11 protein-coding genes and 1 pseudogene are annotated in these 12,080 nt (G+C 70.4%); 8 read left to right on the forward strand and 4 right to left on the reverse strand.

The features are described 5' to 3' along the window. Window positions 1-9: 9 nt before the first annotated feature. On the forward strand, window positions 10-645 hold the full coding sequence (locus QE412_RS03790; protein WP_307480339.1) for an alanine racemase C-terminal domain-containing protein: 636 nt from the start codon (window positions 10-12) through the stop codon (window positions 643-645). Then, entirely contained in the window at window positions 642-1,685 is a 1,044-nt protein-coding gene (locus tag QE412_RS03795) for an alanine racemase (protein WP_307480342.1), read from the forward strand. The genes QE412_RS03790 and QE412_RS03795 overlap by 4 nt, the downstream gene beginning before the upstream one ends. A 148-nt stretch (window positions 1,686-1,833) precedes the next feature. Here the strand turns inward: QE412_RS03795 and QE412_RS03800 are convergent, their stop codons facing one another. Next, window positions 1,834-2,055 (reverse strand): DUF7455 domain-containing protein, encoded by a 222-nt coding sequence (locus tag QE412_RS03800; RefSeq protein WP_292891556.1) that lies wholly within the window; start codon window positions 2,053-2,055, stop codon window positions 1,834-1,836. 163 nt (window positions 2,056-2,218) lie between these two features. On the opposite strand from QE412_RS03800, the pseudogene QE412_RS03805 reads away from it, so the two are divergent. Then, window positions 2,219-4,292 (forward strand): annotated as a pseudogene (locus QE412_RS03805) (DNA gyrase/topoisomerase IV subunit B). Between the two features lie 251 nt (window positions 4,293-4,543). On the opposite strand, the gene QE412_RS03810 reads toward QE412_RS03805, so the two are convergent. After that, window positions 4,544-7,012, reverse strand: coding sequence for a DNA gyrase/topoisomerase IV subunit A (locus QE412_RS03810; protein WP_307480347.1), 2,469 nt, complete (start codon window positions 7,010-7,012; stop codon window positions 4,544-4,546). Between the two features lie 71 nt (window positions 7,013-7,083). Here QE412_RS03810 and QE412_RS03815 point away from each other — a divergent pair, with 71 nt between their 5' ends. Further along, entirely contained in the window at window positions 7,084-8,211 is a 1,128-nt protein-coding gene (locus tag QE412_RS03815) for an alkaline phosphatase family protein (protein ID WP_307480349.1), read from the forward strand. 29 nt (window positions 8,212-8,240) lie between these two features. On the opposite strand, the gene sepH is transcribed toward QE412_RS03815, so the two are convergent. Beyond that, window positions 8,241-9,272: a septation protein SepH gene (gene sepH, locus QE412_RS03820; RefSeq protein ID WP_307480351.1), complete on the reverse strand. Its 1,032-nt coding sequence runs from the start codon at window positions 9,270-9,272 to the stop codon at window positions 8,241-8,243. A gap of 221 nt (window positions 9,273-9,493) precedes the next feature. Here sepH and QE412_RS03825 point away from each other — a divergent pair, with 221 nt between their 5' ends. Then, window positions 9,494-9,787, forward strand: coding sequence for a DUF4193 domain-containing protein (locus QE412_RS03825; protein WP_307480354.1), 294 nt, complete (start codon window positions 9,494-9,496; stop codon window positions 9,785-9,787). Here QE412_RS03825 and QE412_RS03830 read toward each other — a convergent pair. Then, entirely contained in the window at window positions 9,762-10,253 is a 492-nt protein-coding gene (locus tag QE412_RS03830) for a DUF3093 domain-containing protein (RefSeq protein ID WP_307480357.1), read from the reverse strand. The genes QE412_RS03825 and QE412_RS03830 overlap by 26 nt on opposite strands. Before the next feature lie 12 nt (window positions 10,254-10,265). Here QE412_RS03830 and dut point away from each other — a divergent pair, with 12 nt between their 5' ends. The 3 genes from dut to QE412_RS03845 are packed head-to-tail and all read left to right on the forward strand — an operon-like array spanning window position 10,266 to window position 12,078. Then, window positions 10,266-10,721: a dUTP diphosphatase gene (gene dut / locus QE412_RS03835; protein WP_307480360.1), complete on the forward strand. Its 456-nt coding sequence runs from the start codon at window positions 10,266-10,268 to the stop codon at window positions 10,719-10,721. Further along, window positions 10,718-11,326 carry a DUF3710 domain-containing protein gene (locus tag QE412_RS03840; RefSeq protein WP_307480363.1) on the forward strand — a complete coding sequence of 203 codons (609 nt, stop codon included), beginning with the start codon at window positions 10,718-10,720 and terminating at the stop codon, window positions 11,324-11,326. The genes dut and QE412_RS03840 overlap by 4 nt, the downstream gene beginning before the upstream one ends. Continuing rightward, on the forward strand, window positions 11,323-12,078 hold the full coding sequence (locus QE412_RS03845; RefSeq protein WP_307480367.1) for a DUF3159 domain-containing protein: 756 nt from the start codon (window positions 11,323-11,325) through the stop codon (window positions 12,076-12,078). Before QE412_RS03840 ends, QE412_RS03845 begins: the two co-directional genes overlap by 4 nt. Window positions 12,079-12,080: the final 2 nt, after the last annotated feature.

The following is a 12,080-nucleotide window of genomic DNA, read 5'->3' on the forward strand; positions in this document are numbered from 1 at the left end:
TCTAGATGCGTGACCTCCCCACTCCCTGTCCGTGCGCCCGGCGCCGGGGGAGTCGCACCGGTCGCGCTCGTCTCCATCGCGGCTCTGCGGCACAACGCTCCACTGGCAGCGGGTGGCGACGACGACGTTCTCGCCGTCGACGGGTGGGGTCACGGCGCCGCGTGGGTGGCATCCGTGCTGGCCGAGCTGGGAATGGATGCCACCGGGCTCGACGCCGCGACCCTGTACGGCCTCCCGGGCTCTCACGCGCGGCCGGTCATGTCGCTGCGAGGGCGGGCGCTGGGGACGAAGTCGCTGCTGCGCGGTGAGGGGGTGTCGTACGGCTACACCCACCGCGCACCGCACGACACGACCGTCGCACTCGTCACGGGCGGGTACGCGCAGGGCGTGGTCCGCGCGCTCGGCAACGCCGTCACGGTGTCGATCGACGGACGGCGTCACCGCATCGTCGGTCGCGTCGCCATGGACGTCAGCGTGGTCGACATCGGTGACGCCGCGGTCGAGCGGGGCGCCGAGGTGGTGTTCTTCGGCGAGCCGAGCGAGGGGCATCCCTCCCTCGAGGAGTGGGCGGATGCCACGGGCTGGCGCGCGGGCGAGATCGTCGCCACCGTGGGGGTCCGTGCTGAACGTCAGGTCACGCCGTGAGCGTCGAGTACCGCATCGACCTCGACGCCTTCGACAGGAACCTGCGTCGCATCCGCGAGACCATCGCACCGGCAGCCCACATGCTCGTGGTCAAAGACGACGCGTACGCTCACGGACTGGCGGTGCTCGTCGAACGCGCATGGCGTGAAGGCGTCCGTTGGTTCGGCGCATTCGACGTGGCCACAGGCGCCGCCGTTCGCGCGGTCGTGGGGCCCGACGCGCGCATCTTCGTGTGGCTCATCGGCGGTGTCGACGACCTCGCCGCGGGCATCGCCGCCGATCTCGATCTGGGGATCGGCGACGAGGCGCTGCTCGACGATCTCGCGCGTGTCGATGCCGGCCGCACAGCTCGCGTTCACCTCAAGATCGACACGGGGCTGCACCGCAACGGCATCCGTCCCGAGCGCTGGGAGGCCGCGCTCGCCCGCACCACCGCTCTGGTGGCCGGGGGGCGTGCCGTTCTCGAGGGTCTGTGGTCTCACATCTCCGAGGCCTCGGATGCCGATGACGACGACGCCCGCGCGCTGTTCCTCGCCGCGAGGGCGGCTGCTCGCGCGGCCGGTCTCGCGCCGCGCTTCTCGCACCTCGCCGCCAGCGCGGCCGGATTCGCGCGCGGGGAGTTCCGCGAAGACATCGTGCGTGTCGGGGCGTTCTCGTACGGCATCCGTCCCGCCGGGGGACCGGGCGAGGCCGAGCTCGGAATCGAGCCGATCGCGACTCTGGTCGCGACGGTGACGCACACCGGCCCCGACGGCGTGCGCGTCGACGTGGGGAGCCTCCACGGTCTGCCCGGCGTGCTCGCGGGTCGATTCGACGTCGTCACCCCCGCGGGCCCTCGTCGGGTCACCGCAATCGGGCCGACCTCGCTCACGGTGACGCCCTGGGGCTCCGCCGCGGCGGGTCAGGAGGTCGTCATCCTCGGGCGGGGCGCGGCGTGCACCGCGACCGACCTCGCCGAACTGGTCGGCACCATCGGCGAGGAGATCGCTCTCCGGATCTCGCCCGTGATCCCGCGCGTGTACGACAGAGACACGCACTGACGACGCGGCGCGCGGCCGCGCTCCGCCGACCATCCGCCGCTGCCTGTTCGGGCATCGGCACGACCAGACACGCGCCGGTGCCCGAACGCGGAACGGGCCCCGAGCCACCCTCGAGGGAGTGGCGCGGGGCCCGTTGCGATGAATGGTCTCAGTCGGCGGCGTGAAGGCGTGCCGTCTCGTCGTGCCACGACGTGGCGACACTGCGGAGCTTCTCTTCGTACTTGCGGCCGTGGTGCGCGCAGAACAACAGCTCACTGCCGTTCACCTCGGCGGCAATGTACGCCTGTGCGCCGCAGGAGTCGCAGCGATCCGCCGCCGTCAGGCGGTGATCGAGGACGGCTGACGCGTCGGGTGCAGTCGTGGTGGTCATCTCGGGTGCCCTCCTCAAGTGGTCGTTGGGCGAGTCTCCATATACAACCACGCGGATGTTTCCCCTATGCCGCGGCTTGATCACATTTCGCTGTGCGCGTACGACGACCCCACCGCGCTGTGTGTCTGGCAGGGGATGTCGGCGACCCCGATTACGCTGGGAGATCGTGACGTCCGAGTACTCCGCCCATCATCTCCAGGTTCTCGAGGGCCTTGAGGCCGTTCGCAAGCGCCCGGGCATGTACATCGGCTCGACCGACTCCCGTGGTCTCATGCACTGCCTGTGGGAGATCATCGACAACTCCGTCGACGAAGCACTCGGCGGACACGGCTCGCGCATCGACATCGTGCTGCATGCCGACGGCAGCGTCGAGGTGCGCGACCGCGCCCGCGGCATCCCGGTCGACGTGGAGCCGCGCACGGGCCTCACCGGTGTCGAGGTCGTCTTCACCAAGCTGCACGCCGGCGGCAAGTTCGGGGGCGGCTCGTATGCGGCATCCGGAGGTCTGCACGGTGTGGGTGCCTCGGTCGTGAATGCCCTGTCGGAGCGCCTCGACGTCGAGGTCGACCGCGGCGGCAAGACCTACGCCATGTCGTTCCACCGCGGCGAGCCCGGCCTGTTCGCCGGCGATTCGCCCGACTCGGCCTTCACCCCGTTCGAGCGCAGCAGCGAGCTGCGCGTCGTCGGCAAGGCCCCGCGTGGCGTCACCGGCACGCGTATCCGTTACTGGGCCGACCGTCAGATCTTCACGAAAGACGCCGCATTCGGGCTCGACGAGCTCGTGCAGCGCGTGCGGCAGACGGCGTTCCTCGTTCCCGGTCTCGAGATCGTGGTGCTCGACGAACGCGGTGAGGAGCGCGTCGAGACCAGCTACCGCTTCGACGGCGGCATTTCGGAGTTCGCCGACTTCCTCGCCCCCGACGCCGCTGTCACCGACACCTGGCGCCTGACCGGCACCGGCACGTTCACCGAGACCGTTCCCGTCCTGCAGCCCGGCGGTTCGATGGTGCCGACCGAGGTGCAGCGTGAATGCGAGGTCGACATCGCCGTGCGTTGGGGGACGGGCTATGACACGACCACTCGCTCGTTCGTCAACATCATCGCCACCCCCAAGGGCGGCACGCACCAGCAGGGCTTCGAACAGGGCCTCATGAAGGTTCTGCGCGCACAGGTCGAGCAGAACGCCCGCAAGCTCAAGGTCGGAAACGACAAGATCGAGAAGGACGACCTTCTGGCCGGCCTCACCGCGGTGTTGACCGTGCGTCTGCCCGAGCCGCAGTTCGAAGGCCAGACCAAAGAGGTGTTGGGCACTCCCGCGGTCCGTCAGATCGTGGCATCCGTCGTCGCGAAAGAGCTCGCCGCCCGTTTCGCCTCACCCAAGCGCGACGACAAGGCGCAGACGGCGCTGCTTCTCGAGAAGGTCGTCTCCGAGATGAAGGCGCGTATCTCGGCGCGCACGCACAAAGAGACCCAGCGCCGCAAGAACGCGCTCGAGTCGTCGTCGCTCCCGGCCAAGCTCGTCGACTGCCGCTCCAACGACGTCAACGACTCCGAGCTGTTCATCGTCGAGGGCGACTCGGCGCTCGGCACCGCCAAACTCGCCCGTAACAGCGAGTACCAGGCACTGCTGCCCATTCGCGGCAAGATCCTCAACACGCAGAAGGCCTCGATCAGCGACATGCTGTCGAACGCGGAGTGCGCGTCGATCATCCAGGTGATCGGGGCCGGTTCGGGCCGCTCGTTCGATCTCAGCGCCGCACGATACGGCAAGATCATCCTCATGAGCGATGCCGACGTCGACGGCGCGCACATTCGCACGCTGCTGCTCACGCTCTTCTTCCGGTACATGCGTCCGCTCGTCGAGGAGGGGCGCGTCTTCGCCGCGGTGCCCCCGCTGCACCGCGTCGTCGTGATCAACCCCGGCACCAAGCCCAACGAGACGATCTACACCTACAGCGAGCAGGAGCTACACGCGCTCCTCACCAAGCTCAAACGCGGCAACAAGCGCTGGCAGGAGCCGGTGCAACGGTACAAAGGGCCTGGGCGAGATGGATGCCGATCAGCTCGCGACCACGACCATGGACCGTGCCGGGCGGACGCTACGCCGTGTGCGGGTGCAGGACATGGAGGCCGCGGCATCCGTGTTCGACCTGCTCATGGGCAGCGACGTTGCGCCGCGGCGCGAGTTCATCATCGACTCGAGCGATCGGTTGGCGCGCGAGCGTATCGACGTCTGACGCCGAGGCGGGTCGGCTTGGCGCCGGGCGGGAGGTTTGGTCCGCGGCGGAGGTGGCGCCGCCGGTGGCGTGCCGTCCGGCGGAGTTCGGGCCCCACACGCCGTGATGCCGTCGCCTCGAACGGCGTGTCGCCCACCGCCTCCGCCTGACGGCGCGGGCGGTCGGGCTCGGGATCGTGCCGACCCGCGCGCACTCCGCATGACGGCACGCGCGGCATCGCACCGACGCGCGGTGCCGTGCCCTGCTTCTCGTCAGCGGACGACGGTGCCGATCGCGCCGATGACGGCGTCGAGCGGCTGGCCCGACGCGTCGCGTTTGGCCCCGCCCTGGGGCAGGGTGCGTGCCGAGCCGTCGGGCCCGATGGCTCGCGGCTCGACGCCGACCCACGCGAGCACGAGAGCGTCCTCGCCGCGCAACAGACGCTGGGCGCGGACGCCGCCGGTGGCGCGTCCCTTCGCGGGGTACTCGGCGAACGCCGACACCTTCGCGCTGCCCGCGTCGGTACCAGGCAACGCCGTCGACGAGCCGGCGACCGTCACGACGACGGCGTCGAACGCCGACGCGCCGACCACGGCGAAGGCGATCACGCGCGCCCCATCGGACAACCGGATGCCGGCCATGCCACCGGCCGATCTTCCCTGCGGCCGCACCGACGAGGCGTCGAACCGCAGGAGCTGGGCGTCGCTGGCCACGAAGACGAGCTCGGCGTTGTCGCCCGCGGGCGCGGCACCGACCACGCGGTCGCCGTCGCGCAGCGCGATGATCTCGATCTCGTCTTTCGTGCCGAGCTCGCTCGCCGCCACGCGCTTGACCACACCCTGCTGGGTACCGAGCGCGATCGTCGGAGTGTCGGCGAGGGGCACGAGTGCCACGACCGTCTCGCCCTTCGCGAGCGCCAGATACTGCTCGACCTTGGTGCCGGCCGCGACCTGTACGGAATTCGCCGGGACCGATGGAAGGTCGACGGGGGAGAATCGCACGAGCCGACCGGCCGATGTCACGGCTCCGATGTCGCCACGCGTGGTCGTATCGACCGCGGAGCGGATGGCATCGTGCTTCGAGCGACGCGTGGGCGGCACGACGCCACCGCCGGGTGCGTCGGCGATCAGCTCTGCACGCACCATGCGTCCGGTCGCGGTCAGGTACACGCGGCAGGGAGTGTCGGCGATCTGCAGGTCGGCGGCGGCCGCTGCGGCGCGAGAAGAGCGCGGCTGCACCGGTCCGCCGTTGAGGAGCATCGTGCGCCGGGGTGTCCCGTACGCCTCCGCCGCGGCATCCAGCTCCTTCGCGACCTGCTGGCGCAGCAGCGTCTCGCTGCCGAGCAGCTCGACGAGCTGGGCGATCTCGGCGTTCAACTGGTCGCGCTCGGCCTCGAGCTCGATCCGCGAGAACTTGGTGAGGCGGCGTAGACGCAGCTCGAGGATGTACTCAGCCTGCGGGTGCGAGAGGTCGAACACCTCCTGCAGCTTCGTGCGCGCCTGCTCGCCGTCGTCGGAGGAGCGAATGACCTGGATGACCTCGTCGATGTCGAGGATCGCGATGAGCAGACCCTCGACGAGGTGCAGGCGCTCGCGCTTGCGCGCCAGTCGGTACTCGCTGCGCCGTGTGACGACCCGGAGACGGTGATCGATGTACACCCGCAGCATGTCGCGCAGACCGAGCGTCTGCGGCTGGCCGTCGACGAGTGCCACGTTGTTGATGCCGAAGGAGTCCTCGAGCGGAGTCAGCCGGTAGAGCTGCTCCAGCACCGCCTTCGGGTCGAAACCGGTCTTGATGCCGATGACAAGGCGCAGGCCGTTGTTGCGGTCGGTGAGATCGGTCACGTCGGCGATACCCGTGAGCTTTTTCGCCTGCACGGCGTCTTTGATCTTCTCGATCACGCGCTCGGGGCCGACGAGATACGGCAGCTCGGTCACGACGATGCCGGTGCGGCGCGGTCCGAGCGACTCGATCGAGGCCTTCGCCCGGGTGCGGAACGTTCCTCGACCATTCGTGTAGGCGTCTTTGATGCCGTCGAGCCCGACGATGATGCCGCCGGAGGGTAGATCGGGGCCCGGGACGAACTCCATGAGTTCCTCGACCGTGGCATCGGGGTTCTGCAGCAGGTGGGTGGCGGCGCCCACGACCTCGATGAGATTGTGCGGCGCCATGTTCGTGGCCATACCGACCGCGATCCCCGTCGCGCCGTTCACGAGCAGGTTGGGAAACGCCGCGGGCAGGACTTCGGGCTGCTGGAACTGTCCGTCGTAGTTGGGGATGAAGTCGACGACGTCTTCGTCGAGGTTCTCGGTGAGGGCGAGAGCGGCAGCGGCGAGGCGCGCCTCGGTGTACCGGGGGGCGGCCGGTCCGTCGTCGAGCGAGCCGAAGTTGCCGTGCCCGTCGACGAGGGGCACGCGCAGCGAGAAGTGCTGCGCGAGGCGCACGAGGGCGTCGTAGATGGGGGCGTCGCCGTGGGGGTGGAGCTTTCCCATCACCTCACCCACGACGCGGGCGCTCTTCACGTGCCCTCGGTCGGGACGCAGCCCCATCTCCGCCATCTGGTACAGGATGCGCCGCTGAACGGGCTTCAGCCCGTCGCGGGCGTCGGGCAGCGCGCGGGAGTAGATCACCGAGTACGCGTACTCGAGGAACGACCCCTGCATCTCGGTCGAGACATCGACGTCTTCGATGCGCTCGGCGACGGCGGACGACGCGGGGGCGGAGGAACGGGAATCGGGCATAGGTGCGGCCTCGGGTCGGGCGGGCGTCACGGCAGAACGGGGGCGGCGGGTCGTGTGGGAGACTGGCCCCGATGTCACTCAGCCTACCGGCGGACCCGCCGCGCTCCCGGAGCCTCACCGGTGTGGTGACCCAGACGATCGCCGCCCTGACGGGTGACAGCGACTGGTTCGCCCCCGCCCGCAGCGCGATCGTGTTCGTCGTCGACGGACTCGGAGCGCACAACCTCGCCGCCCGGCGCGGCCACGCGAGGTTCCTCGCCTCGGTGGGCGGACGCCGCGACGTCGCGCGCACGGTCTTCCCCTCCACCACCGCCGCCGCGCTGACGAGTCTCCTGACCGGCACCGACCCCGGCGCGCACGGGATCGTCGGCTACCGCGCGCGCGTGCCCGGTACGAACCGGGTCCCGAATCAGCTGCAGGGCTGGGACACCGACGGCCTCGACCCCCGCACCTGGCAACGTCGTCGCCCGCTTCTCGAGCAGTGGGCGGATGCCGGACGTCCCTGCTTCGTCGTGTCGCGGCCGAGCTACGCCGGCACCGGGTTCACCGAGGCGACGCTGCGCGGCGCTGAGCTGGTGTCATCCGACGACGTCGACGAGCGCGTGCGCATCGCCGCCGACCTCGCGGCGCGGCATCCGGGGGCCATGGTCTACCTCTACGCTCCCGAACTCGACACGGCGGGTCACCGCGACGGGTGGGAGTCCGACCGCTGGACCGACGCCCTCGAGACGCTCGACGCCGCCGCCCGCCGCCTCGCGGCCTCCATCGACCCCGGCACCGGTGTGCTGCTCACCGCCGACCACGGCATGGTCGACGTGCCCGCGCACAAGCACGTGCTGCTGCGAGAGGGCGATGCGCTGCTCGACGGTGTCGCCCTCATCGGCGGCGAACCCCGGATGCTGCACCTGTATGCAGAAGACGGACGGGCGGATGCCGTGGCCGCGGCGTGGAAGCAGCGTGAGGCGTCGCGTGCCTGGGTGCTGACGCGCGCTGAAGCCGTCGAGGCCGGACTGTTCGGTGCGGTCGACGACGAGGTCGTGCCGCGGATCGGCGACGTGCTCGTCGCGGCGCGCGGACGCTTCGCCTACTACGACGACCGCGAGGCCGACAAGCGGCCGCAGCGCATGGTGGGGCAGCATGGCTCGCTGACCGAGGAGGAACGCATCGTGCCGCTGCTGCGGCTGGGGGCTTTCGCCTGACCACGAAGACGCCCGACGAGTCGAGAACCTCAGCTCTCGTCGGTGCGCGCCCCGAAGACGATCTCGTCCCACGAGGGCATGGACGGGCGTCCCTTGGTCCGGCGCGAAGAGTCGGACGTCGTCTGCGCGGAGTTCTCCGAAGCGGACGCCTCATCGGCATCCGGGGTCTGTGGGGCCTCCGCCGCGTCGAACAGCGCGACGGGCGGGCTCGTCGGACGCGGCGCGGGATCGCTCTCGATCAGTCCGGGCAGCGGCTCGCGCTGACCGCGGCGCCGACGCAGCGCTTCGAGCAGGTCGGCCGTCTCCGACGAGGCGAGAGGCGCATCGGGCGCACGTTTGATCGCCGCGGCCTGGACGGCGGGGGCGACGGGGCCGGTCGCCTCGACTCCCGGCTCGTCGTCGATGTCGAGGCGGCGCGGGCCGAAGGCTCCGCTGTCGAAGCGCGAGTCGTCCTTCGAGACGGCGTCGAGAGCGCGCAGGCGCGGAATGAGCCCCTCGGGGAGCGAACCCTGCCGCGACAGTTGGATCGCGTCGGCATTCTGCGGCGACAGGCTGCTCCGACGCGGATCGAAGCTCCAGCGTGCGTCGTGTTCGATGCCGTTCGCGGTGAACTCGAGCTTGACCATCCAGCCCGAGCTCTCTTTCCAGCTCGTCCACCGCTCGGCCGATGCGCCGGCTTCGGTCAGCTTCGCCCGCACAGCGGCGCCGAAGGTGATCGGCGCGTCATGCTCGAGAGCACCCCCCAGCAGCACCGGGACGGCGAGAGCCTGCCCCACGACGTGCTCGCGCTCGGCGAGCACCGGCCGCTCGAAGCGCTCGACGTCTTCGACGCGGGCGTTCAACAGGGTCGCCACCTCGCGCGCCGAGAGACCCGCGCGGATGTGTGCCTGGATCTCGCGCGGGCTCGGACGCGAGGAACGGTCGTCGTCGCTGCGGTCACGACGCGCGCGGCGCGCTTCGGCGCGCAGCACCTCGTCGAGCGGCAGGGCGAAGCGTTCGCCCGCCTGTGTCGCGACGACCAGGACGTCGTCCTCGGTGCCGATGACTTTGAGCTGCTCCATGCGAAACACCCCTCCGATCTGCGGTCGACGCCCATGCTGACACGCCCGCCGCACGGTTTCGGGAATATCGCGGGCGCGCCGCGAGTTTCACGCGTGGCCCGATGCGCAACCCGCCCCGGAGCATTTGCTTATCGAGGTCGGGTCATGCAAACTATGGCCGCCCGATCGGGCACCCGATGGGGCACAGCACCACAAAACACCGGAAGTAGAGACCTGCACGCATGGCAACCGATTACGACGCACCGCGCAAGACCGAGGACGACAGCGAGTCGATCGAGGCCCTCAAGGAGCGCGTGCCCGACAAGGCGTCGGGGTCGATCGACAACGAGGATGCCGACAACCCCTCGGGCTTCGAACTGCCCGGCGCCGACCTCTCCGACATCGAGCTCGATGTCGTCGTGCTTCCCGCTCAGGAAGACGAGTTCACCTGCATGAACTGCTTCCTGGTGAAGCACCGCTCGCAGATCGCCGAAGAGAGCGGCTCGGGCTTCATCTGCCTGGAGTGCGCAGCCTGACCTGAGCACGCTGGATCGCCGCGACCAGGCGATCCGGCGTGCGGGTGGACACCACCCACGTCGGCGTCGGGTCGTCGGGATCGGTGACGGGAACCGTCACGACGCCGTCGATCCCACCCCGGATGACGTGCCAGGCGCGGTGGTCGAGACCACTCCCGCGCGCCGTGCGCGCCTCGTCGGCCGAGACGCCGACCGGCGCCCCCAGCAGGTCGACGGGGATGTGGGCGCGCCCCGCCCGCAACTGACCGTCCCGGACCTCCACGACGGGGGAGACCGCGACCAGGCCCACCACGATCGCCACCGAGACCACCAGGCCGATGAACAGCGCCAGCGTGGTGTCGAGCGGTGAGAAGACCAGCGCCGCCATCGGGCCGCACACGGCTGCGGCGACGAGCGCCCACAGCGACGGGCTGAGACGCTCGCGGTAGTCGGCTGCGGTGCGGATGCCGCACCCCCTCTTCTGCATTACCCTCGTGGGGTGACCGAAACGGTGGACGTCCCCATTGTCGCATCCGACCTCCCGGTCTTCGCCCACCCCGGCGATGCCGGAGCCGACCTGACCGCTGCCGAGGCCGTGCGCCTCGAACCCGGTCGACGTGCGCTCGTCGGCACGGGCGTGCGCATCGCCCTGCCGGAGGGATTCGCGGCGTTCGTGGTGCCGCGCAGCGGTCTCGCCGCGAAGCACGGCATCACGATCGTCAACGCGCCGGGCACGATCGACGCGGGTTACCGCGGCGAGATCAAGGTGGCCCTGCTGAACACCGATCTCGACGAGGCGTACGACGTCGCGGTGGGCGACCGCATCGCTCAGCTGATCGTCATGCCCGTTCCGCCCGTCCGTTTCCTCCCCGTCGACGAGCTCCCCGAGAGCGTCCGCGGCGAGGGCGGTTTCGGTTCGAGCGGCTACCAGAGCCTCCAAGGGAGCACCCGATGACCGACACCGACCAGCCCGGGACCGACGTGGCCCCCGCCGCCAAGAGCGCTCCGCTCGACCGCGAGACCTCCGGCCCGTTCGACGAGGCCGAGGCGAATCCCGTTCGCCCCTACATCGACCTCGGCGGCATCAAGATCCTGCCGAGGGAGGGCCTCAACCTCCGTCTCGAGGTCGAGGAGCAGACGAAACGCATCGTCGCCGTCGGTCTCGACTACGCCGATTCCACGCTGCAGGTGCAGCCGTTCGCGGCACCGCGTTCGAGTGGCCTGTGGGAAGAGACGCGCGAGCAGATCCGCCAGCAGGTCAAGCAGCAGGGCGGCCGGGTCGAAGAACGCGAGGGTCCGCTCGGACCCGAGCTGCTCGCCGAGGTCCCGGTCATGGCCGGTGCCGACGGGGCCGCCAAGCGGCTCGCGCGCTTCGTGGGTGTCGACGGACCGCGTTGGTTCCTGCGCGGCGTCGTGGGCGGGGCGGCGACGTCCGACGTCGAGGCCGCAGCGGCCATCGAAGACCTCTTCCGCTCCATCGTCGTGGTGCGCGGCACCTCGCCCATGCCGCCGCGCGACCTCATTCCGCTCCGGATGCCGTCGACCCCCGCCACCGCATGAGCGACGAGTCCGCGCGACCCGGGGCCGACGACGCGCGCGTCCCACTCGACCCGCCTTCGGCCGCCGAGAGTGTCGGTGCGGCGCTGGGGAACGCCGCACGCCGCGCGGGCCTCGACCCGGCGAGGCACGGCTCGACCGGCGCGGCCGTGTGGTCCGCGATGGGCGGGTGGCGCGGCATCCTGGAATCGGTCCTGCCGTCGCTGGCGTTCGTGGTGCTGTTCACCGTGACCATCGATCCTGAGACGCGCCAGGGCAACCTGTGGTTGAGTCTCGGGGTGTCCGTGGGACTCGCCGTGCTCTTCACCCTGGCGCGCCTCGTGGCGAAGTCGCCCCCGGGCGCCGCCATCGGCGGTCTGCTCGCCACGGCGGGCGCGGCGATTCTGGCCCTGGTGACCGGTCGCGGCCAGGACAACTTCGTGCTCGGGTTCTTCACCAATGGCGCCTACGGCACGGCGTTTCTCGTGTCCGCGCTGATCGGGTGGCCCCTCATCGGACTGGCTGCGGGCTACTTGCTGGGGGAGGGCACCGCGTGGCGCGCCGACCGCCGCAAGCGCCGCGCCTACACGTGGTTGTCGATCTCGTGGGCCGCTCTCTTCGCCGCGCGGCTCATCGTGCAGCTGCCTCTGTACTTCGCGGGCGATGTGACCGCGCTGGGCACCCTGAAGATCGTGATGGGACTTCCGCTGTTCGCGCCGATGCTGGCGGTCACCTGGCTCGTGGTGCGCACCCTCTCCCCTCGCCGCGAGTCCTGATA

It is taken from the genome of Microbacterium trichothecenolyticum (assembly GCF_030818955.1).
Lineage (GTDB): Bacteria > Actinomycetota > Actinomycetes > Actinomycetales > Microbacteriaceae > Microbacterium > Microbacterium trichothecenolyticum_B.

Coding starts and splice junctions, on each gene's coding strand:
- QE412_RS03840 (WP_307480363.1), top strand. CDS start 10,718: ATGACCGACACCGACCAGCCCGGGACCGACGTGGCCCCCGCCGCCAAG.
- QE412_RS03845 (WP_307480367.1), top strand. CDS start 11,323: ATGAGCGACGAGTCCGCGCGACCCGGGGCCGACGACGCGCGCGTCCCA.
- QE412_RS03810 (WP_307480347.1), bottom strand. CDS start 7,012: ATGCCCGATTCCCGTTCCTCCGCCCCCGCGTCGTCCGCCGTCGCCGAG.
- QE412_RS03830 (WP_307480357.1), bottom strand. CDS start 10,253: ATGCAGAAGAGGGGGTGCGGCATCCGCACCGCAGCCGACTACCGCGAG.
- sepH (WP_307480351.1), bottom strand. CDS start 9,272: ATGGAGCAGCTCAAAGTCATCGGCACCGAGGACGACGTCCTGGTCGTC.
- QE412_RS03815 (WP_307480349.1), top strand. CDS start 7,084: ATGTCACTCAGCCTACCGGCGGACCCGCCGCGCTCCCGGAGCCTCACC.
- QE412_RS03800 (WP_292891556.1), bottom strand. CDS start 2,055: ATGACCACCACGACTGCACCCGACGCGTCAGCCGTCCTCGATCACCGC.
- QE412_RS03825 (WP_307480354.1), top strand. CDS start 9,494: ATGGCAACCGATTACGACGCACCGCGCAAGACCGAGGACGACAGCGAG.